Here is a 20,574-nt window from a genome sequence, read left to right as displayed (position 1 = left end):
GTCGTCACCTTGCATCCTTGGATGGCGCCCTTCGCCGTCTCATCACCAGCTCTCGATGCCCTGTGTATTCGCAGACTGTCTCCGTTATCGCTTCGAAACCGCAGGACTCATAGAACCCGATGGTCTTGCGGTTTTCCTTATAGACATCGATTGTGAGCTCTGATCGTAGTCGCTTGGCTCGCTCAAGCAGAGCGCTGCCAATGCCTTGGCCTTGGCAGGCAGGGGCGACGAACAAGGCGGCAAGCGCGTCGCCGTGCAGCGAGAAGAAGCCTTTGACCACTTGGCCGTGGTCGTAGACATATGTCTCGGAGGCAGGGATGTAGACCTCACGCATGTCGTCTGCCTTCGATCGCCAGAAACCGGCGTCGATGAAATCGTGGGCGGCGATTGATGCATCCAACCAAATGTCGATGACCGCATCCATGTCGCCTGGTCTGAAGTCACGGATCATGGGTGGCTCCTGTTCCAGTTTGCTAATCGATATCAGGTCTGGAACATACGGTGTAGCGAATCCCACGTATTGAACAAATGCGTCACCGCGACGTAGCGTCGAAGTCTCCATAGACATCGATCAGCACGTTTCGCCGTCGCAGGTACTCGCCGGGCGTGCTACCGATCAACCGCTTGAGTCGCCGAATGAGATGGGGTTGGTCACTGAAGCCGAAGGATTGGGCGATTGCCGTCCAATCGATCTCCTGCTCAGATCGACGGTAGGTATAAACGAGCAGACCGTTCAACGTCAGTATCGTCTTATACTGGCTAAGCGTGAGACCGGTGACTCGCGTCATGGCGCGTTCCAGCGTTCGCTTTGAACAACCGAGCCTATCTGCCAACTGCGCGTGGGTGCCGAAGGATTCCGCCACCTGGGAGCTATTGTCATACCTTGCGTCCAGGTGGGCCATGGCGAGGCGCGCCAGTTGAAAGGCCGGGTCCAGTCGTGCGGATGCCATTAGAGGCGACAGGATATTATCGAGGTACGAAACGACAGTGTCGGGCGTGGCAGCCGAGCCGAGAAGCCAGGAGGGCTTGATCCGCTCCAGGCCACTGATACGACTCAAGTCAGCGTCGCCGATCACCCTGCTGGCGTCCCCTCGGGGCCCCCACCAGGCGTAGAGGGTGCCGGGCTTGAAGGCGATGCCGAGTCGCTCGAGCGGATAGGCTTCGTTCAGGCGCAGCGTCTGGCGGTTGGCAAAGAGCAGGTGGGAACCCCACCCCTGGAAGGTTTGCTCGCCAGCCACATAGTGAAACCGACTATTCGATGGCGCGAGTATGCAGTGGGATAGTGCAGAGGGTGGCAGAAGCGGCGCAGCTCGTCCCGGCTCATGGGGTGCGTTGCGTGCTTCCAGATACCAGTAGCACTCGACGAAGTCCCTTAATCGCTCACAGTTTGGAACCCGGCTCCATGTGTTCATTGCTTGCCCACGGTTGAGGCGCACCGGAAAAGATATCTACAACAGCCAGGGCGATTAGTATAGCTGAACTCTCCGTTCCTCTGACTGCCCCGTGTAATGGCTAGCATCTCATTGAAGTCGGTCGTCAGTGCACATCACAGCCCTGATCGAGAAGCCCCTCGGCCTCTAAGCATTCCCAGCACCGAGTCCAACACTCAAAAACGAAGAAGGCGAATCAACATAAGATGTTGATTCGCCTTCTAAATTTCGTGGCGGAGGGGGAGGGATTCGAACCCTCGAAGCCTTTCGACTTACACACTTTCCAGGCGTGCTCCTTCGACCACTCGGACACCCCTCCGCATTGTGGCTCTGCGCTGGGCGGCATTAGTGGACTGCTGCCGGTGCGTCAGAACGGCGCATACTGTAACGAGCCAAGCCTGTGATTGCAAGCGGTTTTCCCCGAGCTACCGCCTCTCTGGGGCGGGTTCAGCCCCCGGAAACTGGCCAAGAGACTGACGTAGCAAGCGGATTAGTCCCAGCGCTCGACGAAGTCGGCCGGGTCACGCTCGGGCAATGGCTTGTGGCGACCGGCCAGTTGGCCGAGGTAGAGAAAACCGACGATCTCGTCGTGCTCACCCACCCCCAGTCCTTTGCGCACGGTACTGTTGAAGGCGTAATGGCCGCTGCGCCACATCGCGCCAAGACCCAGCGCATGAGCGGCCAGCACGATGCCGTGGGCAGCACAGCCGGCGGAGATCACCTGCTCCACCGGCGGCACCTTGGGCAAGTCGGGGGTGACCTTGGCGATCACCGCGATCACCATCGGCGCCCGATGCGGCTTCTTGCGCGCGGCGTTCAGCGCCTCATCGCCGCGGTTGGGGTCGTCGCGGTACTCGGCTTCGGCGAACAGCTCACCGAGCCGGTCGAGGCCCTTGCCGGAAAACTCGATGAAACGCCACGGCGTCAGCTCCTTGTGATCGGGGGCTCGCAGGGCAGCACGATACAGCGCCTCGCACTGGGCGGCGTCGGGGGGCGGCCCCATCAGCTTGCCCATGGAACTCCGCTCGTGCAGCAGCGTCATGGCATCCATTCGGCCTCTCCTTGTGGTGGCAATATCGATTACGCCAGCTTACCGCAGTGGCTTACTGCCGAGCCAGGCGCAGCGGCGCTGGGGGACGTTCCCCCGGGGTTGCACGCCAAGGCGAGATATCGAGTCCGCCACGGCGCACGTAGCGCGCCAGCACCAGAAGTTTCTCGGGACGCGCCTGGGCCATCAGGTCGGTAAAGATATGCTCGACACAGTGCTCGTGGAAGTCCTGGTGCTGACGATAGCCGATCAGATAGCGCAGCAGGCCCTCGCGGTCGAGCTTGGGGCCGCGGTAGCGGATCAGCACGCTGCCCCAGTCGGGCTGGCCGGTCACCGGGCAGTTGGACTTGAGCAGGTGCGAATGCAGGGTCTCCTCGACGATCTCGTCGCTCACCACCAGATGCCTGGCACTCGGGGTGTAGTCGTCGATGGCGATATCCAGGTCATCCAGGCACTCGCCGGGCAGCGGGCGTGGGGACAGAGTCTCATCCTCTACGCCGAGCAGCGCCACCTCGACCGCTGCCCCGGCCGCAGCGCCCAGGTCGCGTTCAAGGGTAGTGATCACCTCCCCGCGGCTGGCGAAACGGGTCTGGTTGAAGCTATTGAGATAGAGCTTCCAGGACTTGGACTCGATCAGGTTCGGCGAGTCCGCCGGCAGCCGAAAGCGCGCCACGGCGACCAGCGGCTTACCCCTGGCGTTTAGCCAGGAGACCTCGAAGGCGTGCCACTCATCCTCGCCGACGAACGGCAAGGCGCCCTCCTCGATGCCCAGCGGCCCGCGGTTGGCCGCCCGAGGGATCGGGTAGAGCAGCGCGGCGTCGTACTGCTCTGGATAGGCGGACTCGCGCCCCAGCGGGGCGTTGGCGAGGGTCTCGGGTCGTTGCATGGTCAGCTCCTAATCCCTTTTCCGCGATCCAGCATCCACAGCGCGATGCCGAACAGCACCACGATGAACGCCAAGATGGCGCTCAACGCCCAGCCTACCGGGATATCCGACACGCCGAGAAAGCCGTAGCGGAAGACGTTGACCATATACAGGATCGGGTTGAGCATCGATACCGCCTGCCACAGCGCCGGCAGCATCGAGATCGAATAGAAAACCCCACCCAGGTAGGTCAGCGGGGTAAGAATAAAGGTCGGCACGATGGAGATATCATCGAACTTGTCGGCCAGCAGCGCGTTGATGAAACCGCCGATGGAGAACAGCGCCGAGGTCAGCACCACCACGAAGATGGTCAGCAGCGGATGGGCGATGCTGATGCGGGTAAAGAATAGCGACACGATGGTCACGATCAGCCCCACCCCCAGCCCACGGGCCATGCCGCCCAGCACGAAACCGGCCAGGATCACCCAGTTGGGCATCGGCGAGACCATCATCTCCTCGATGGAGCGCTGAAACTTGTTGGAGAAGAAGCTCGACGCCACGTTGGAGTAGCTGTTGGTGATCACCGCCATCATGATCAGCCCAGGGACGATAAAGTCCATGTAGGTGAAGCCGTCCATGGCACCGATCCGCGGACCGATCAGATTGCCGAAGATGATGAAGTACATGGTCATGGTGATCGACGGTGGCAGCAGGGTCTGCGGCCAGATGCGCGTGAAGCGCTTGATCTCCTTGTGCACCAGGGTCCATAGCGCGATGGCGATCTGCGTTGGGTTCATGCCCGCGCCTCCGCTGCCGCGGCGACACGATCGAGCTCGGCATTGCCCTGCTCGACCATGGTCACGAACATCTCTTCGAGGCGGTTGGCCCGGTTGCGCATCGACACCACCTCGATCCCCTGGGCGCCTAGTGCGGCGAAGATGTCATTGAGCCGCTGGCCACGATGCACCATCACGGCGAGCTGGGCACTGTCGACCTGCTGCACCTCGAAGCCTGCGATCTGCGGCGCCGCATCCAGCGGGGCGGCGAGGTCGAACAGGAAGGTCTCGGTGTCGAGCTCGGTGAGCAGCGCCTTGACGCTGGTATTACGAATGATCTCGCCGTGGTTGATTATCGCCACGTTGCGGCACAGGCTCTCGGCTTCCTCGAGGTAGTGGGTGGTGAGAATGATGGTGGTGCCCTCCTCGCGGTTGATGCGGCGCAGGTACTCCCACATGCTGCGCCTCAGCTCGATATCCACCCCGGCGGTGGGCTCGTCGAGGATCAGCAGCTTGGGACGATGCATCAGCGCCCGGGCAATCATCAGCCGGCGCTTCATGCCGCCAGACAGCATCCGCGCGCTACCGTCGCGTTTGTCCCACAGGCCGAGGTCGCCGAGCAGGCGCTTGGCTCGCGGCAACGCCTCGCTGCGCGACATACCGTAGTAGCCAGCCTGGGCCAGGACGATATCGATGACCTTTTCGAACTGGTTGAAGTTGAACTCCTGGGGCACCACACCGAGGTGGTACTTGGCGCGGGCGAAATCGCGGTCGGTGTCGATGCCGAAGATCGAGAGTTGCCCGGCGCTCTTCTGCACCAGCGAACAGACCACACCAAGGGTAGTGGACTTGCCGGCCCCATTGGGGCCCAGCAGCGCGAAGAAGTCGCCCTGCTGCACGTCGAGATCGATACCCTTGAGGGCGTGAAAACCGTTGCCGTAGACCTTGGTCAGCCCACGGATGGACAGCGCCGGTGTGGCCATCGAAATCTCCCGGGAAATGGGTGAATCATTAGGCAACTAAAGATATGGGCGATCGCCGAGAATTCAAGATCTCGGAGAGCCGTAAAGGGGGGCGTTCTTTGGAGCGGGAAACGAGATCGACCGGGCTGGCGCACCAGCTCGCGACCGTAACGCTGGCCTGCTCGGGTCTTGCTTGGAGCGGGAAACGAGATCGACCGGGCTGGCGCACCAGCTCGCGACCGTAACGTTGGCCTGCTCGGGTCTTGCTTGGAGCGGGAAACGAGATTCGAACTCGCGACCCCAACCTTGGCAAGGTTGTGCTCTACCACTGAGCTATTCCCGCATAACGATGAGAGGTGCGATGTGGCGTCCCATAGGGGGTTCGAACCCCTGTTACCGCCGTGAAAGGGCGGTGTCCTGGACCACTAGACGAATGGGACGCATGGAGCGGGAAAGGAGATTCGAACTCCCGACCCTCGCCTTGGCAAGGCGATGCTCTACCACTGAGCTATTCCCGCCTGTATCGCAGCCTACCGATGATCGAGTGGCGTCCCATAGGGGGTTCGAACCCCTGTTACCGCCGTGAAAGGGCGGTGTCCTGGACCACTAGACGAATGGGACGCAGTGGGCGTGGGCTTGGAGCGGGAAACGAGATTCGAACTCGCGACCCCAACCTTGGCAAGGTTGTGCTCTACCACTGAGCTATTCCCGCACTGCCCGCACTACCGATCATCCGGCACCTGACAAGAAGAAGTGGCGTCCCATAGGGGGTTCGAACCCCTGTTACCGCCGTGAAAGGGCGGTGTCCTGGACCACTAGACGAATGGGACGCGGCGTTCCCTCATCGAGGTGGCGCGTATGTTACTGAGCGCCCATGAGAGTGTCAAGCGACTGGCCAAGCGGGATTTTCCCGGCCGGCCAGCTACGCTGATTAATACCCGTGTCGGGACTAGCCAGGCACCCCCTGAGCGGTGTTTGATGACGAGAGATACACCTGTAGCGAGAGAAACCGCCATGCGCAACAAAGTCGAGAAAAGCGACGCCGAGTGGCGTGCCCAACTCACCCCGGAGCAGTATCGCGTCACCCGCGAAAAAGGCACCGAGCCGCCATTTAGCGGCGACTATCAGGTCAGCAACGACCACGGTATCTACCACTGCGTGTGCTGCCAGGCGCCACTGTTCGAGAACGAGCACAAGTTCGACGCCGGCTGCGGTTGGCCGAGCTTTGACCGCCCCCTGGGGGTCCATGCCGTGGAAGAACACGTCGACGACTCCCACGGCATGCAGCGCACCGAGGTGGTCTGCGCCCATTGCAACGCCCACCTCGGCCATGTCTTCCCGGACGGCCCGCCCGAGACCACCGGCCTGCGCTACTGCATCAACTCGGTATCGCTGAGCTTCCACGACGGCGAATGACGCCACCTGGGCCGGTGCCTGCCGGCCCACGCTTACGTCAAGCTCTGCTAGAATGGTCGCCTTTTGCACGCGGATGGAGAGTGGCCATGCTCGGCTGGTTCCCGGGACACATGAACAAGGCGCGCCGCCAGATCAAGGAGGCGCTGCCAGAAATCGACGTGGTGCTCGAAGTGCTCGACGCCCGCCTGCCCTACTCCAGTGCCAATCCGATGCTCGCCGTGCTCACCGAGCACAAGCCGGTGCTCAAGATCCTGTCGCGGGCCGACCTTGCTGACCCGATACGCACCGCCGAGTGGGTCGCCCACTTCGACGCCCAGCCGGATACCCGCGCCCTGGCGGTCACCACCACCAACGCCCGCGAGCTCAAACGCATCCCCAAGCTGTGCCACGAACTGGCCGGCCATATCCGCGCCGACCGCGATGTGCGGGTGATGGTGATGGGCATTCCCAACGTGGGTAAATCGACCTTGATCAACGGCCTGGCTGGCCGCAAGATCGCCAAGACCGGCAACGAGCCGGCGGTGACCAAGCGCCAGCAGCGGGTGCGCATCGATGGTCGTGTGGCGCTGATCGACACCCCTGGGGTGCTGTGGCCGAAGATCGAGGACCAGGCCAGCGCCTACCGCCTGGCGGCCAGCGGCGCGATCCGCGATACCGCCATCGACTATCTCGATGTGGCGGTGGTCACCGCTGCCGAGCTGGCCAAGCGCTATCCCGAGGCGATCACCGCACGCTACAAGCTCAAGGCGCTGCCCGCCTATACCGCCAATCCTGAGGCGGCGCGGGTCGAGGCCGACGGCCCGGAACGCCCCGACTTCCTGGCACTGGCCGGCTTCGATGGCACGGCCATTATCGCCGAGATCGCCGCCAAGCGCGGCGGCCTGAGATCCGGCGGCGAGGTCGACCTGCACCGCGGCGCCGAAGTGCTGCTGCATGAGCTGCGCGACGGCAAGCTCGGCCCCGTCACGCTCGAGACCCCGGCAGACATCCCCCTGCCGCCCGTCGAAGACGACAATCCGGATATCACCGATACCCCATAAGACGCCCCTCAAGGGCCCCACTACTGGACGCACTTTCGGACACCCCATGGACACCCCAATCAGGAAATCGCACAAGCTCCACAACGTCTGCTACGACATCCGCGGCCCGGTGCTCGACCACGCCAAGCGCCTGGAAGAGGAAGGTCAGCGCATCCTCAAGCTCAATATCGGCAACCCCGCGCCGTTCGGCTTCGAGGCGCCGGAGGAGATCCTCCAGGACGTGATGCGCAACCTGCCCACCGCCCAGGGCTACTGCGACTCCAAGGGGCTCTATTCGGCGCGCAAGGCGATCATGCAGGAGTGCCAGCGCAAGCAGATCCCCGGCGTCGGCATCGAGGACATCTACGTCGGCAACGGCGTCTCGGAGCTGATCGTGATGGCCATGCAGGCGCTGCTCAACGACGGCGACGAGGTGCTGATCCCGGCCCCCGACTATCCGCTATGGACCGCCGCCGCCAATCTCTCCGGCGGCCGCCCGGTGCACTACCTGTGCGACGAGCAGGCCGACTGGGCGCCGGACATGGCCGATATTCGCGCCAAGGTCACCAGCCATACCCGCGCCATCGTGCTGATCAACCCCAACAACCCCACAGGGGCGGTATATCCGCCGGCGGTGATCAGCGAGCTGCTCGACATCGCCCGGGAGCACGACCTGGTGGTGTTCTCCGACGAGATCTACGACAAGATCCTCTACGACGAGGTCGAGCACGTCTCCACCGGCGCCCTGGCCAGTGACGACCAGCTGGTGGTGACCATGAACGGGCTCTCCAAGAGCTACCGCTGCGCCGGCTTTCGCTCCGGCTGGATGATCCTCTCCGGCAGCGTCGCCAAGCAGCGCGCCGCCGACTATATCCAGGGTCTGACCATGCTCGCCTCGATGCGCCTGTGTGCCAACGTACCGGCCCAGCACGCCATCCAGACCGCGCTGGGCGGCTACCAGTCGATCAACGACCTGATCCTGCCCGGTGGGCGGCTGCGTGCCCAGCGCGATATTACCGTGGAGAAGCTCAACGCCATTCCCGGGGTATCCTGCACCACGCCCAAGGGGGCGCTCTACGCCTTCCCGCGCCTCGACCCCAAGGTATTCAACATCCACGACGACCAGCAGCTGGTGCTCGACCTGCTGCTGCAGGAGAAGATCCTGCTGGTCCAGGGCACCGCCTTCAACTGGCCGGAGCCGGACCACGTGCGCATCGTCACCCTGCCGTGGGCCGAGCAGCTCGACGATGCCCTGGAGCGGTTCGGCAGTTTCCTGTCGCGCTATCGTCAATGAACCATAAAACGCCACTGACGCTTGAAACCCCAGTCCGGTGGCCGTATCTAATCCACAGCTAATTTGTCGTTTCTTGCCGGAGACCGCGTAACATGATGAGAATCCTGCTTTTCCTGGCCACCAACCTGGGTGTGATCCTGGTCGCCAGTATCACCCTCAGGTTGCTCGGCGTTGAGCCCTACCTCAACGCCCAAGGCCTGAACATGAACTCACTGCTGATCTTCTGCTTTATTTTCGGCATGGCCGGCTCGATGATCTCGCTGTTCATCTCCAAGTGGATGGCCAAGCGCAGCACCGGCACGGTGGTCATCGAGCAGCCATCGAACAGTACCGAGAAGTGGCTGCTCGACACCGTCGAGGAGCTGTCTCGCGAGGCGGGCATCAAGACCCCGGAGGTCGGCATCTTCCCGGCTCAGCAGTCCAACGCCTTCGCCACCGGCTGGAACAGGAACGACGCCCTGGTCGCCGTTTCGGCGGGCCTGCTCAACCGCATGCGCCCGGAGGAAGTGCGCGCGGTGCTGGCCCACGAGATCGGCCATGTGGCCAACGGCGACATGGTCACCCTGGCGCTGATCCAGGGCGTGGTGAATACCTTCGTGATGTTCTTCGCGCGCATCGTCGCCCACCTGGTGGACAGCTTCCTGAAAAGCCGCACCGACGGTGCCGGGCTGGGCTTTATGGGCTACTTTGCGGTGGTGATCGTGGCCGAGATCGTGTTCGGCATCGTCGCCTCGGCGATCGTCGCCTGGTTCTCGCGCTTCCGCGAATACCGCGCCGACGCCGCCGGCGCACAGCTGGCCGGTTCCGGGGCGATGATCAACGCCCTGGCCCGCCTCAAGGCCGAGACCGAGCTGCCTGACCAGATGCCGGATACGCTGCGCGCCATGGCCATCACCAAGGGCCAGACCAAGTCGCTGATGGAGCGGATGTTCGCCAGCCACCCGCCTCTCGACGACCGCATCCGCGCCCTCAAGGAGGCGGCCTACCGGCAGTAAGGCGTCACTGCCCTACCCTTTGGCCACTCGCGGAACGGGCTCACCCATGGGTGAGCCCGTTTGCGTTGCCGCGCTGCGCGCCTCAGCTGACTCGGAACCCCGCTGCGGCGAGCAGCGGTGCCAGTGGCCGGCCGCCGGCCCCCATAGCGATCTCCAGGGTGGCAAACTCGCGGCGCAGCGGATAGTTGGCGCGCCAGGCATCGAAGCCCTTGGCCATGCCATGAGTGGCGACCATCCGTGCCAGACCGTCATGGTCGCGGCGCACGTCATAGACGGCGCGCATGCACAGCCGCAGCGCCTCCCAGGGCGGCAGCCCACTCCCCAGCTCAAGACGCGGTAGCGGCGGCGGCGGCGCCAGGTCGTCGAATCGCAGCCCCACCGGCAGTCCAAAGTAACCCAGCGCGGCGGCATAGACCTGCTGAGTACCGCGCAGCTTGCCATCCAGGCTATGGCCGGCGATATGCGGCGTGGCGATCTCCGCCAACTGCCACAGCTGCTCATCGATAGCCGGTTCCCCTTCCCAGACATCGAGCACCGCGCGCAGATCGCCTGCCGTAGCCAGCCGCTGGCGCAGCGCAGCACCATCCAAGCAGTCGCCGCGACCGGCATTGAGTAGCCAGGAGCCAGGCCTCAGTGCGGCAAGCCGCTCGGCGTCCAGCAGGTGATGGGTGGCATACGGGCCGCTGTGCACCAGCGGGGTGTGCAGACAGAGCACGTCGGCCCACTGGCAGAGCTCGTCCAGCCCGTAGAAGTGCGTCTGCGGCTCGGCCTCGGCGCGGGGAGGGTCGCAGCGGCGGCAATCAAGCCCCAGCGCCGTCAGCCGCTGGTAAAGGCGCTCGCCCACGTTACCGGCGCCGACGATACCCACCCGCCGCTGATCGAGGGCGGCCCCGTCGCGCTCGGCCAGCAGCACAAGACTCGACAGCACATAGTCGACCACCGCCTCGGCGTTGCAGCCGGGGGCACTGGCGAAACCGATGCCGCGAGCGGCCAGGGTTGCCTGATCGATATGGTCAGTGCCAATAGTGCAGGTGCCAACAAAGCGCAGCCGGGCGCCGGCGCGATGGGCGGCATCCAGCAAGGCCTCATCGACCCGGGTGATGGAGCGTACAATTAACGCCTCGGCGCCAGCTAGGTTCGCCGCTTCGATCTCGCGACCAGGCAGCGCCAGCACCTCGCCCAGTTCACCAAAGCAGTGCTCGGCGGCGGGAATATTGGCATCCACGATCACCCGCATACAGGCCTCTCAATAAGCGATTAACGTACAGCCATAGCGCTATGGCTACGACAATAGCGCCGTTACAATAGCATGCTCATCACCACCGAGCGCCTCGCTCGCCAACCATTTGCAGGAGCCTCGATGATCGTCCGCTGGGAGAGTGAGCATGACTACGTGCTGGTGCATATCCATCAAGACATGTTTGGCGACTGGATTTTCAGCCGCGCCTGGGGCCAGATCGGCACCCAGTTCGGAGGGCTCAAGCATCAGTTGGCCGACGACTATACGCAGGCGATGATGTGGCTCGACGACGTCGGCCATATCCAGACTTCACGCGGCTTTCGCAAGGTGCTGGAGGTGCAGGCCGACTCCCCCGAGGGGCGCGACGCCGTGCGCCAGCTATCGCTGCTGGAGGCGCTGTAAGCGCCGAGCGCTAGCCCAGGTAGCGCCGCCCACCGCGCATCACGGCTCCCTTAGCCTCGGAGGGGGCCGGCTGGCCATACAGCTGCCGCTGCAAGGCCTCCCAGGCGCCGGCATCCAGCCAGCCGCGCGCCTCCAGCCAGGCCGCCAGTCGCGCCGGGTCGAAGCCGCGATCGAGCTCCTCGCCCTGGTCATCGGCGAGCACCGGAATCCGCACCCCATAGCGCGCCATCAAGGCGTCGTCTTCGCTGATTTCGATATGCTCGAGGGTCACCGGCTCACGGCTCAGTTCGGTCAAGAGCGCTTCGAGCTGGCTGCACAGATGGCAGCCCAGGGTGGTGTAGAGCCGTAGCCGAATCATGCGCCCTCCCGATGGCGGATCGTGAAGACGTGATGGATATCCGGGCGGCGCGCGAAGTCGGGATCGAAGGTCTTGGCCGAGATATCCTCCACCGCGTAGGCCGCAGCGAGATCGTCATCGAGCACGAACTTGCGCTGGTTGTTGGAGAACACCAGGGTGCCGTCGGTTGCCAGACGCGCCATGGCCAGGCGTATCAGACGACCGTGGTCGCGCTGGATATCCAGGGTCGTGTCCATCTTCTTGGAGTTGGAGAAGGTCGGCGGGTCCATGAAGATCAGGTCGAACTCGCTGCCGGCGGTTTCCAGCCAACGCAGGCAGTCGTCGCGCACCACCCGATGGCGGCTCGGATCGAGACGGTTGAGCGCGAAGTTGTCCCGCGCCCACTCCAGGTAGGTATTCGACAGGTCGACGCTGACGCTATCGCTGGCGCCGCCCTGCTGCTCGGTGCCCAGTGCGGCGTGAACGGTCGCCGTGGCGGTATAGCAGAACAGGTTGAGGAAGCGCGCACCGGGGGCCAGCTCGGCGAGCAGTCGCCGCACCGGACGGTGATCGAGGAACAGCCCGGTGTCCAGGTAGTCGCGCAGGTTGACCCACAGCCGCGCCCGCCCCTCGCGCACCTCGAAGCGCTCGCCGCTGGCAGCCTGCTTCTGGTACTGGGCGCGCCCGCTCTGACGCTCACGCTGCTTGACGTAGACATGCTCGGGGCGCACGCCGAGCACCTCGGGAATCACCTGCAAGGCGTCGTGCAGGCGGCGCTGGGCCTGAGCGGCGTTGACCGTCTTCGGCGGCGCGTACTCCTGCACGTGCACGCGCTCGGCGTAGACGTCGATGGCCAGGGCGTACTCGGGCATATCGGCATCGTAGAGCCGGTAGCAGGACTCACCGCGCTGCTTTAGCCACTTCTTGAGACGTTTACGGTTCTTCTCCAGGCGATTGGCGAACATCTGCGCGCCCTCGCTGCGCCGCGGGACGTCGTCGGCCTCGGTGGAAGTTCTCGGCGTCTGCGGCTCCCCCGGCTCGGCCTGGGGCAGCGGCATCAGCAGCAGCTTGCAGTCCAGGGGACCGTTCTTGAAGGCGTACTGCTTGACGGCGCGCAGCCCGGTGCGGTGGCCAAGGTCCGGGTTGCCGGTGAACAGCGCCAGGGTCCAGCCCGGGAAGGCACGCCGACAGCGCTCGCCTATTGCGGCATACAGCGGCACCAGCTCGGGCAGCTCGCCGATACGCTCGCCGTAGGGCGGGTTGGTGATGACCAGGCCCGGGGTCTCCTCAGACAGCGCCGCGGGGCGCGTCAGCTGGTTTACCGCGCCGCCGCTGAAGGTGATCGGCGCCGGAATCCCGGCGCGCATGGCGTTGGCCTGGGCCGCGGCGATCGCCGGCGGGCTCTGATCGAAGCCGAACAGGGCGCTCTTGCAGCGCTTGCGACCGATGCTGGCGCGGGCCTCGGCCTCGCGCTTGAGCTCGGCCCACAGCGCCGCGTCGTGGCCGGCCCAGCCGTGAAAACCGAAGCGCTCCCGCGCCAGCCCCGGCGCCACATCGGCGGCCATCAGCGCCGCTTCGATGACCAGGGTACCAGCACCACACAGCGGGTCGACCAGCGCCTCACCGGCCTTGGCCCTGGTCGGCCAGTCGACGCGCATCAGCAGCGCGGCGGCGAGATTCTCCTTGAGCGGAGCGTGGCCAAGCTCGCGGCGGTAGCCGCGCTTGTGCAGGCTCTCTCCAGCCAGATCGATGCCCAGGGTAAGGCGACCACGGTGCAGGTGAGCATAGAGACGCAGATCCGGCGCCTTGGGGGCGATATCCGGGCGCCCGACACCAGCGGCGCGCAGCGCCTCGACCACCCCATCTTTGACGGTCTGGGCGCCGAAACGGGTGTGCCGGATATGCTCTGACTGGCCGTGAAAGTCCACCGCCAGGGTCGTTCCCGGCCGCCAGTGCTGCGCCCAGGGCAGTACCGCGGCGCAGGCGGCGAGCTGTTCGGGATGTTCGATGCCCTCTTCCCGGGCCAGGCACAGCACCACCCGATTGGCCAGTCGCGACCATAGGCAGAGCCGATAGGCCACTTCGAGGGAGCCGCTGGCGTGCACGCCAGCCACGGTAGTCTTGTCGACCCGCGCGCCAAGCGCGCTGAGCTCATCTGCCAGCAGCCCCTCGATACCCCACGGACAGGTGACAAAAAGATGATGGCTATCAGCTAGTTGAAGATCAGTCATAAAAAAGTGCCATGGCTCTGGTGCCGGTCATATTCCTGTAGTGTCAATCTGATAATGGCCTTATGCCAAATCGCGGCTCGACAAGGCCCCGCATCATGAACTAGATATAAAAGGGTAGCTACTGAAAACGCATGCGTTTCTTGTCCATGGGCGCCATTGGCAATGGCGTGTGGTGGGTCGGCCCGACTCACCGCACAGACGTCATATGTCCCGAAAAATCCTTGGTTCTTTCAAGAGGCCATCCGATGAAACGACAGAAACGTGATCGCTTCCAGCGTGCTTATGTTCACGGTTACAAGGCAGGCATCACCGGCCGTTCCCGTGATGACTGTCCCAGTCAGGATGTGAATCTTCGCGAATACTGGATGAGCGGTTGGCGTGAAGGTCGTGGGGATCAATGGTCCGGTATGACAGGTGTCTCCGGCATTCACAAGAACCCCATGGTGATGTGATATCACTGTCTTCATCGTTTAATGCCTACGCATACGATGAATCCTTCAAGGCCCGCCTCACCCGCGGGCCTTTCTGTTGCTCCGCTTACGCCACCGACTCATGCGCTTCACGTAGCGCCTGCGCGCACTCCCCCACCAGCGCCGGGCCGCGGTAGATGAACCCTGAGTAGAGCTGCACCAGATCGGCGCCCGCCGCGACCTTGGCGCTAGCCGTCGCGCCGCTTTCGATACCGCCCACGCCAATGATTGGCATGCTCGGCAGCTGCCGGCGCAGCTCGCGAATGACCCGGTTGGACGCCTCGAACACCGGCCGTCCCGACAGTCCACCCTGCTCATCGCCGTGCTGCAACCCCGCCACCGCTTCCCGCGCCACCGTGGTGTTGGTGGCGATCACCGCGTCGATCTCGCTGCGGGTCAGCGAAGCGGCCACCAGTCCGACCTCTTCGGCGCTCATGTCCGGCGCGATCTTCACCGCCAGCGGCACGCGCCGTCCGCTCCGTTGATCCAACTGTGTCGCCTCTTCGCGCAGGCGGCCGAGCAGCCCGTCGAGATGCTCACCGAACTGCAGATTGCGCAGCCCAGGGGTATTCGGCGACGAGATATTGACGGTGATGTAATGGGCGTGGGCGTGCACCTTGCGCAGGCAGATCAGATAGTCATCGACCGCCTGCTCCACCGGCGTGGTGAGGTTCTTGCCGATATTGATGCCGATCACGCCCGGGTAGCGGCTGGCCTTGACCCGCGTTACCAGGTGGTCGACGCCGGCATTGTTGAAGCCCATGCGATTGATGATCGCTGCGGCCTCAGGTAGGCGGAACATCCGCGGCTTGGGGTTACCATCCTGAGGCTTGGGAGTCACGGTGCCCACCTCGACGAAGCCGAAGCCCAGCGCGCCCAGGGCATCGAGGTGGTCGGCGTTCTTGTCGAGCCCGGCGGCCAGACCGACTCGATTGGGGAAACGCAGCCCCATCAGCTCCACCGGATCCTCCACCCCGGCACCGCCGAGATATCGGGCCAGGCCCAGACCATTGGCCAGATCGAGCCCCTTGAGGGTCACGCCGTGGGCAGTCTCCGGATCGAGTCGGAACAGCAGCGAGCGGGCAAGCGAATACATGGCACTCCTCGGGGCGGCGGATGGGCGACGGGCGGCGATTATAGCTCAGCCGCCCCGTAAACGACGAACCCCCGCCGGTCAGCGGGGGTTCGCGGCGCGATCAGCGCGGTTCAGCTCTCGCCGTTGCTCTCGGCGAGGTCGATTAGCTCACGGATCGCCACGGCGAACAGCGGGAAGCCGCCCTGACTGCCGGAGCGAACTTCGGCCGTCAGGCTGCACCAGCGCTGGAAGAGGCTATCGTGGCGCTCGATCCACTGGGCCACGCGCTGCTCGACGTCGCGGGCCCCGCTGTCGAGCTTGATCACCCTCACCGTCAGCGCCAACTGCTGGCGGTCGAGGTCGTCGCGGAAGGCTTCCCGCGCCATCGCTTGCCAGCTGTCGCGCACCTCCAGCGCGTTGATCTGCTCGATCATCCACGGCAGCTCGAGACGGTGCCCCACCTCATAGAAGACCTCGGCGACGCGCTGAATCTTCTCGTCGGTCTGCTTGGCGGCCTCAATGATCCCCAGCCCGGCGTAGAGCCCCTGAGCCGAGGCCACGCTGCTGGCCAGAGCATCGGGTACGCCGGCTGCCTTGAGCTCGGCGCGGCGCGCCTCCCAGGCCTCGCGCTCGTCGCCACGCAGGCGCTTGCCGAGACTCTCCTGGAGCTGAGCCAGCCGCGGCGCGAAGTGCTCGATGCAGTCCTTGGTGGTCATGCCGCTGCGCTGACGCAGGAACCAGCGCGTGGCACGACGCAGCAGCCGCATCAGGTCGAGCATCATACGGTACTGGACGCGGCTCTCGACCTTGTTGTCGAGCGCCTCGATCTTGTGCCACACGCCGTTGAGGCTGAAACTATCGCGGGCCATGATATAGGCGCGGGCAATCTCAGCACGCCCGGCACCCGTGGTATCCATCAGCCGGCGCACGAAGACGATGCCCATGTGATCGACCAGGTCGTTGGCAATCTGGGTGGCGACGATCTCGCGCTTCAGCTTGTGCTCGTACATCTCAGGCTTGAAGCGCTCCACCAGCACCTGCGGGAAGATCCGCTCGAGATGCTGCTGGATATAGGGATCGTCGGGCACCTCGGAGGCGATCAGGTCGCCCTTGAGGGTGCTCTTGGCATAGGAGATCAGTACCGACAACTCGGGCAGGCTGAGGCCCTCACCGGCGTTGGCGCGCTCGATCAGCGACTCGTCGTCAGGCAGGAACTCCAGCTCACGATCCAGGTGGCCGCTGGCCTCCAGCTCGTTGATAAAGCGCCGGAAGGGGCCCATGCCCTCCTTGGAGAGCACTTCCGATAGCGACAGCGCCTGGGTCTGGCGGTAATTGTCGAGCAGCACCAACTGCGACACATCCTCGGTCATCTCGGCCAGCAGCTGATTGCGCTGCTTGTCGGTCATGTCGCCGCGCTTGACGATATCGTCGAGCAGGATCTTGATGTTGACCTCATGGTCGGAGCAGTTGACCCCGCCGGCGTTGTCGATAAAGTCGGTATTGACCCGCACGCCGCGCCATGCGGCTTCCATGCGGCCACGCTGGGTCAGGCCCAGGTTGCCGCCCTCGCCCACCACCCGGCAGGCCAGCTCGCGACCGTTGATGCGCAGCGCATCGTTGGCCTTGTCACCGACCTCGGCGTCGCTCTCGTCGCTGGCCTTGACGTAGGTGCCGATGCCGCCGTTCCAGATCAGGTCTACAGAAGACTTGAGCATGGCGCGAATCAGCTCGTTGGGCGACAGCTTGTCGGCCTGAATACCGAAGGCCGCTTTCATCTCCGGGCTGATGGCGATCGACTTGGCGTGGCGCGAGAAGATACCGCCCCCCTGGGAGATCAGGCCAGCATCGTAGTCCTCCCAGCTCGAGCGCGGCAGGCCGAACAGCCGCTCCCGCTCGGCGAACGACTTGGCCGCGTCCGGTGACGGGTCGACGAAGATATGCATATGGTTGAAGGCGCCGAGCAGGCGGATCTTGTTGGATAGCAGCATGCCGTTACCGAACACGTCGCCGGCCATGTCGCCGATGCCCACCACGCTGAACTCGTCGGCCTGGGTATTGACGCCGAACTCACGGAAGTGGCGCTTGACCGACTCCCAGGCGCCCTTGGCGGTGATGCCCATCTTCTTGTGGTCGTAGCCGTTGGCGCCGCCGGAGGCGAAGGCGTCGCCCAGCCAGTGGCCATACTCGAGGGAGATCTCGTTGGCGATATCGGAGAAGGTCGCGGTGCCCTTGTCGGCGGCGACCACCAGGTAGGGATCATCGTCGTCGTGGCGCACCACCGCCTGGGGCGGCACCACCTCGCCGGCCACCAGGTTGTCGGTGACGTCGAGCAGGGCGCGAATGAAGATCTGATAGCAGGCGATGCCTTCGCGCTGCAGGGCGTCGCGATCGCCACTCTCGGGCAGTCGCTTGCAGACGAAGCCGCCCTTGGCTCCCACCGGCACGATCACCGCGTTCTTGACCTGCTGGGCCTTGACCAGCCCGAGCACCTCGGTGCGGAAGTCTTCGCGACGATCCGACCAGCGCAGCCCACCGCGGGCCACCTTGCCACCGCGCAGGTGCACGCCCTCGACTCGCGGCGAGTAGACGAATATCTCGAACGCCGGACGCGGCTTGGGCATATCCGGCACCTGGGTCGGGTCGAGCTTGAAGGCGATATAGTCCTTGAGCTCACCGTCATCGCCGGGCTGGTAATAGTTGGTACGCAGGGTGGCCTGAATCAGCTCGATATAGCGGCGCAGCAGCAGATCGTCGTTGAGGCTGGCCACCCCGTCGAGGCTGTGCTGCAGGCGCAGCAGGCACGCCTCGACCTCGCTGTCGCGGTCGCCCTGCTCGGGGTCGAAGCGCAGCTCGAACAGCGTCACCAGCTCGCGGGTAATCTCCGGGTGCTTGGTCAGGGTGGTGGCGATATACAGCTGCGACAGACCGAAGCGAATCTGTTTCAAGTAGCGCGCGTAGGCGCGCAGCATGGCCACTTCGCGCCAGCTGAGGTTGGCGCCAATCACCAGCCGGTTGAAGGGGTCGTTCTCGGCTTCGCCGTTCCAGATACGCTTGAAGGCGTCGATGAACGGCTCACGCATCTCCTGCAGATTGACCACTTCGTTGCTGTGGTGCTCGAGATCGAAGTCGTGAATCCAGCAGGTGCCGTCGTCACGGGTGATCTCGTAGGGGCGCTCGCCGATCACTCGCAGCCCGAGATTCTCCATCACCGGCAGCACGTCAGACAGCGGGATCGGCCGGTCGCGATGGAACAGCTTGAGGTTGACCCCGTCGCCCTCCTCCTCGACGAGCCGATAGAGCGACAGCGACAGCGGCGCCCCGGCGTCCAGATCGTTGACGTGGTGGATGTCGTAGACCGCGGTGCGAGCCGTGAAGTCCTCGCGATAAGCCGCCGGGAAGGCGTCGCGGTAGACGTCCATCAGGCGATTGGCCTGCTCCTCGCCGAAGCCCTCCACCATCGCCTCGTGCAGATCGTCGCGCCAGCTGCGCGCCAGGCTGATGACCTTGTTCTCGATGCGCTTGAGGTCGTAATCGGCCGGTGCGTCGCCGTTGAAGCGCAGGATAAGCTGAATACGCGCCAGCACCGACTCGGAAAGATAGGTATTGAAGTCGCCGAAGGTGGCGTCGAGCTCCTCGCACAGCAGGTTCTGGATGCGTACCCGCAGATCGGTGGAGAACACATCCCGCGGTACGAACACCAGGCAGGAGTAGAACTTGCCGAAGCGGTCCTCGCGCACGAACAGCCGCACTCGGCGCCGCTCACGGATATTGAGAATCCCCAGCGCGGTGCGGGTCAGCTCCTCGCTGTCGATCTGGAACAGGTCATCGCGGGGATAGACCTCGAGGATCTGCATCAGCTGCTTGCCATCGTGCCCCTCGGGATTGACCCCGGTGGCCTCCATCACCGCCTTGAGCTTCTTGCGCAGCACCGGCACGCTGCGCGGCGACTCGTTGTAGACCGTCGCGGCATACAGCCCCAGGAAGCGACGCTCACCGATCACCCGCCCCTTGGCATCATAGCGGTCGATGGAGATGTAGTCCGGGTAGGCCGGGCGATGCACGCGGGAGTGATGGGCGCTCTTGGCGAACGACAGCAGCTCGGGAATCAGCACGTAGTGATCGCCGTCGACGCCCTGGTCGTTGCGGATCCGCTCACGGTAGCGAGGCTGGTCGAGGCGGAACACCCCGAGCTCACTGCCCTTGACCTGTTGGAGCTCATCGTGGCCGTCGACGTCCACCACCGCGTACTCGTCGTAGCCGAGGAAGGTGAAATTATCGTCGAGCAACCACTCGAGGAAGGCCATGGCCTCGTCATGGTCGGCGGGATCGACCTGCTTGGGCCGCTTGGTCTTTAGCTCCTTGAGCGCCGCCGCGACCTGCTCACGCATCGGCGCGAAATCGGCCACCGCCGTGCGCACGTCGCGCAGCACCTCGTGCAGGCTGGCTTCGATCTCCTCGAGCAGCTTGGCATCTGAGTGGCGATCGACCTCGATCACCATCAGCGATTCACGCGAGGCCGGCGCGTCCTTGTCGCCGGACCGGGTGACCTTGGTCAGGCGATGCTGGGCATCGCGCTGCATGGCCAGTACGGCATTATGGATGGCGTGCACGGTGATGCCACGACGGTTGAGCTCGATGCGCACCGAGTCGACCAGGAACGGCATGTCCGCATGCAGCACCTCGACCTGGGTGTGGGTCGACTGCCAGCCGTGCTCGGCAAAATCGGGGTTATAGACCCGTACCTTGGGCTTGGAAAGGTCGTGGCTCTGAATAAAGTGCCAGGTCGACAGCGTCGCCCCATAGACGTCCTCGGGGCGGCGACCGGTCATGTCCTCGAGTGACACGCTGGCATAGAACGCATCGGCAAAGGCAGTAATCGCCTTGACCTTGTCGTCCGGTAGCCGCTTGACCAACTGTGCCTGAAGCTGGGCCAGAAACTCCTGTTTGCCTTCGATCGCAACGTGTTGCATCCATCACCTCGGCGTGAGCCGGCCGCTGCGCGACCGACGAAATC

The 20,574-nt window shown here is 64.2% G+C and carries 17 protein-coding genes and 7 tRNA genes; 6 read left to right on the top strand and 18 right to left on the bottom strand.

Annotation, left to right across the window (positions count from 1 at the left end; translation table 11 throughout):
• Positions 1 to 4: 4 nt before the first annotated feature.
• The 13 genes from IEI94_RS08235 to IEI94_RS08175 all read right to left on the bottom strand — a co-directional run bounded on the left by IEI94_RS08235 (position 5) and on the right by IEI94_RS08175 (position 5,911).
• Entirely contained in the window at positions 5 to 451 is a 447-nt protein-coding gene (locus IEI94_RS08235; RefSeq protein WP_191166814.1) for a GNAT family N-acetyltransferase, read from the bottom strand.
• A gap of 82 nt (positions 452 to 533) precedes the next feature.
• Complete coding sequence (locus IEI94_RS22860) at positions 534 to 1,238, bottom strand: helix-turn-helix domain-containing protein (protein WP_191166813.1); 705 nt, start codon at positions 1,236 to 1,238, stop codon at positions 534 to 536.
• 423 nt (positions 1,239 to 1,661) lie between these two features.
• A tRNA-Ser gene (locus IEI94_RS08225) sits at positions 1,662 to 1,749 on the bottom strand.
• Between the two features lie 171 nt (positions 1,750 to 1,920).
• Entirely contained in the window at positions 1,921 to 2,481 is a 561-nt protein-coding gene (locus tag IEI94_RS08220; protein WP_191166812.1) for a nitroreductase family protein, read from the bottom strand.
• 52 nt (positions 2,482 to 2,533) lie between these two features.
• Entirely contained in the window at positions 2,534 to 3,364 is an 831-nt protein-coding gene (gene queF / locus IEI94_RS08215) for an NADPH-dependent 7-cyano-7-deazaguanine reductase QueF (RefSeq protein WP_191166811.1), read from the bottom strand.
• A 2-nt stretch (positions 3,365 to 3,366) separates the two neighbouring features.
• Positions 3,367 to 4,140 (bottom strand): ABC transporter permease, encoded by a 774-nt coding sequence (locus tag IEI94_RS08210; RefSeq protein WP_191166810.1) that lies wholly within the window; start codon positions 4,138 to 4,140, stop codon positions 3,367 to 3,369.
• Entirely contained in the window at positions 4,137 to 5,102 is a 966-nt protein-coding gene (locus IEI94_RS08205; RefSeq protein ID WP_191166809.1) for an ABC transporter ATP-binding protein, read from the bottom strand. The genes IEI94_RS08210 and IEI94_RS08205 overlap by 4 nt, the downstream gene beginning before the upstream one ends.
• A 247-nt stretch (positions 5,103 to 5,349) precedes the next feature.
• Positions 5,350 to 5,424, bottom strand: a tRNA-Gly gene (locus tag IEI94_RS08200).
• A gap of 21 nt (positions 5,425 to 5,445) precedes the next feature.
• Positions 5,446 to 5,521, bottom strand: a tRNA-Glu gene (locus IEI94_RS08195).
• Between the two features lie 3 nt (positions 5,522 to 5,524).
• A tRNA-Gly gene (locus IEI94_RS08190) sits at positions 5,525 to 5,599 on the bottom strand.
• Between the two features lie 27 nt (positions 5,600 to 5,626).
• Positions 5,627 to 5,702 (bottom strand) — tRNA-Glu (locus IEI94_RS08185).
• Positions 5,703 to 5,718: 16 nt separating this feature from the next.
• Positions 5,719 to 5,793 (bottom strand) — tRNA-Gly (locus IEI94_RS08180).
• Between the two features lie 42 nt (positions 5,794 to 5,835).
• Positions 5,836 to 5,911 (bottom strand) — tRNA-Glu (locus IEI94_RS08175).
• Positions 5,912 to 6,095: 184 nt separating this feature from the next.
• On the opposite strand from IEI94_RS08175, the gene msrB reads away from it, so the two are divergent.
• From msrB to htpX, 4 genes are all read left to right on the top strand, one after another.
• Complete coding sequence (gene msrB / locus IEI94_RS08170; RefSeq protein WP_191166808.1) at positions 6,096 to 6,497, top strand: peptide-methionine (R)-S-oxide reductase MsrB; 402 nt, start codon at positions 6,096 to 6,098, stop codon at positions 6,495 to 6,497.
• Positions 6,498 to 6,583: 86 nt separating this feature from the next.
• Positions 6,584 to 7,537: a ribosome biogenesis GTPase YlqF gene (gene ylqF, locus IEI94_RS08165; RefSeq protein ID WP_191166807.1), complete on the top strand. Its 954-nt coding sequence runs from the start codon at positions 6,584 to 6,586 to the stop codon at positions 7,535 to 7,537.
• Between the two features lie 46 nt (positions 7,538 to 7,583).
• Positions 7,584 to 8,810 carry a pyridoxal phosphate-dependent aminotransferase gene (locus IEI94_RS08160; protein WP_191166806.1) on the top strand — a complete coding sequence of 409 codons (1,227 nt, stop codon included), beginning with the start codon at positions 7,584 to 7,586 and terminating at the stop codon, positions 8,808 to 8,810.
• Between the two features lie 92 nt (positions 8,811 to 8,902).
• Positions 8,903 to 9,805 (top strand): protease HtpX, encoded by a 903-nt coding sequence (gene htpX / locus IEI94_RS08155; RefSeq protein ID WP_191166805.1) that lies wholly within the window; start codon positions 8,903 to 8,905, stop codon positions 9,803 to 9,805.
• A gap of 82 nt (positions 9,806 to 9,887) precedes the next feature.
• Here htpX and pdxB read toward each other — a convergent pair whose 3' ends face one another.
• On the bottom strand, positions 9,888 to 11,042 hold the full coding sequence (gene pdxB, locus IEI94_RS08150; protein ID WP_191166804.1) for a 4-phosphoerythronate dehydrogenase PdxB: 1,155 nt from the start codon (positions 11,040 to 11,042) through the stop codon (positions 9,888 to 9,890).
• A gap of 123 nt (positions 11,043 to 11,165) precedes the next feature.
• Between pdxB and IEI94_RS08145 the strand changes: the two genes are divergently transcribed.
• The gene (locus tag IEI94_RS08145) at positions 11,166 to 11,447 is read left to right on the top strand and encodes a hypothetical protein (RefSeq protein ID WP_191166803.1); all 282 of its coding nucleotides are present in this window, start codon (positions 11,166 to 11,168) and stop codon (positions 11,445 to 11,447) included.
• 10 nt (positions 11,448 to 11,457) lie between these two features.
• On the opposite strand, the gene IEI94_RS08140 is transcribed toward IEI94_RS08145, so the two are convergent.
• Both IEI94_RS08140 and rlmKL read right to left on the bottom strand, forming a co-directional pair.
• Entirely contained in the window at positions 11,458 to 11,805 is a 348-nt protein-coding gene (locus IEI94_RS08140; RefSeq protein ID WP_191166802.1) for a glutaredoxin family protein, read from the bottom strand.
• Positions 11,802 to 14,015: a bifunctional 23S rRNA (guanine(2069)-N(7))-methyltransferase RlmK/23S rRNA (guanine(2445)-N(2))-methyltransferase RlmL gene (rlmKL, locus tag IEI94_RS08135; protein WP_191166801.1), complete on the bottom strand. Its 2,214-nt coding sequence runs from the start codon at positions 14,013 to 14,015 to the stop codon at positions 11,802 to 11,804. Before rlmKL ends, IEI94_RS08140 begins: the two co-directional genes overlap by 4 nt.
• A 245-nt stretch (positions 14,016 to 14,260) precedes the next feature.
• Here rlmKL and rmf point away from each other — a divergent pair, with 245 nt between their 5' ends.
• On the top strand, positions 14,261 to 14,467 hold the full coding sequence (gene rmf, locus IEI94_RS08130; RefSeq protein WP_076748798.1) for a ribosome modulation factor: 207 nt from the start codon (positions 14,261 to 14,263) through the stop codon (positions 14,465 to 14,467).
• Between the two features lie 85 nt (positions 14,468 to 14,552).
• On the opposite strand, the gene IEI94_RS08125 is transcribed toward rmf, so the two are convergent.
• Both IEI94_RS08125 and IEI94_RS08120 read right to left on the bottom strand, forming a co-directional pair.
• Positions 14,553 to 15,581 carry a quinone-dependent dihydroorotate dehydrogenase gene (locus IEI94_RS08125; protein ID WP_191166800.1) on the bottom strand — a complete coding sequence of 343 codons (1,029 nt, stop codon included), beginning with the start codon at positions 15,579 to 15,581 and terminating at the stop codon, positions 14,553 to 14,555.
• 110 nt (positions 15,582 to 15,691) lie between these two features.
• Positions 15,692 to 20,530, bottom strand: coding sequence for an NAD-glutamate dehydrogenase (locus IEI94_RS08120; RefSeq protein WP_191166799.1), 4,839 nt, complete (start codon positions 20,528 to 20,530; stop codon positions 15,692 to 15,694).
• Positions 20,531 to 20,574: the final 44 nt, after the last annotated feature.

The sequence above is a fragment of the Halomonas sp. ML-15 genome (assembly GCF_014779595.1).
Classification (GTDB): Bacteria; Pseudomonadota; Gammaproteobacteria; order Pseudomonadales; family Halomonadaceae; genus Franzmannia.
Note: the sequence above shows the minus strand (reverse complement) of the source record. Positions and strands in the feature narration are given on the sequence as shown.

Bases quoted from the DNA above. Each gene is read 5' to 3' on its own strand.
- IEI94_RS08120 (WP_191166799.1), bottom strand. From the start codon at position 20,530: ATGCAACACGTTGCGATCGAAGGCAAACAGGAGTTTCTGGCCCAGCTT.
- IEI94_RS08125 (WP_191166800.1), bottom strand. From the start codon at position 15,581: ATGTATTCGCTTGCCCGCTCGCTGCTGTTCCGACTCGATCCGGAGACT.
- IEI94_RS08205 (WP_191166809.1), bottom strand. From the start codon at position 5,102: ATGGCCACACCGGCGCTGTCCATCCGTGGGCTGACCAAGGTCTACGGC.
- IEI94_RS08220 (WP_191166812.1), bottom strand. From the start codon at position 2,481: ATGGATGCCATGACGCTGCTGCACGAGCGGAGTTCCATGGGCAAGCTG.
- ylqF (WP_191166807.1), top strand. From the start codon at position 6,584: ATGCTCGGCTGGTTCCCGGGACACATGAACAAGGCGCGCCGCCAGATC.
- IEI94_RS08145 (WP_191166803.1), top strand. From the start codon at position 11,166: ATGATCGTCCGCTGGGAGAGTGAGCATGACTACGTGCTGGTGCATATC.
- htpX (WP_191166805.1), top strand. From the start codon at position 8,903: ATGATGAGAATCCTGCTTTTCCTGGCCACCAACCTGGGTGTGATCCTG.
- queF (WP_191166811.1), bottom strand. From the start codon at position 3,364: ATGCAACGACCCGAGACCCTCGCCAACGCCCCGCTGGGGCGCGAGTCC.
- pdxB (WP_191166804.1), bottom strand. From the start codon at position 11,042: ATGCGGGTGATCGTGGATGCCAATATTCCCGCCGCCGAGCACTGCTTT.
- IEI94_RS08235 (WP_191166814.1), bottom strand. From the start codon at position 451: ATGATCCGTGACTTCAGACCAGGCGACATGGATGCGGTCATCGACATT.
- IEI94_RS08160 (WP_191166806.1), top strand. From the start codon at position 7,584: ATGGACACCCCAATCAGGAAATCGCACAAGCTCCACAACGTCTGCTAC.
- rmf (WP_076748798.1), top strand. From the start codon at position 14,261: ATGAAACGACAGAAACGTGATCGCTTCCAGCGTGCTTATGTTCACGGT.
- rlmKL (WP_191166801.1), bottom strand. From the start codon at position 14,015: ATGACTGATCTTCAACTAGCTGATAGCCATCATCTTTTTGTCACCTGT.
- IEI94_RS08140 (WP_191166802.1), bottom strand. From the start codon at position 11,805: ATGATTCGGCTACGGCTCTACACCACCCTGGGCTGCCATCTGTGCAGC.
- msrB (WP_191166808.1), top strand. From the start codon at position 6,096: ATGCGCAACAAAGTCGAGAAAAGCGACGCCGAGTGGCGTGCCCAACTC.
- IEI94_RS08210 (WP_191166810.1), bottom strand. From the start codon at position 4,140: ATGAACCCAACGCAGATCGCCATCGCGCTATGGACCCTGGTGCACAAG.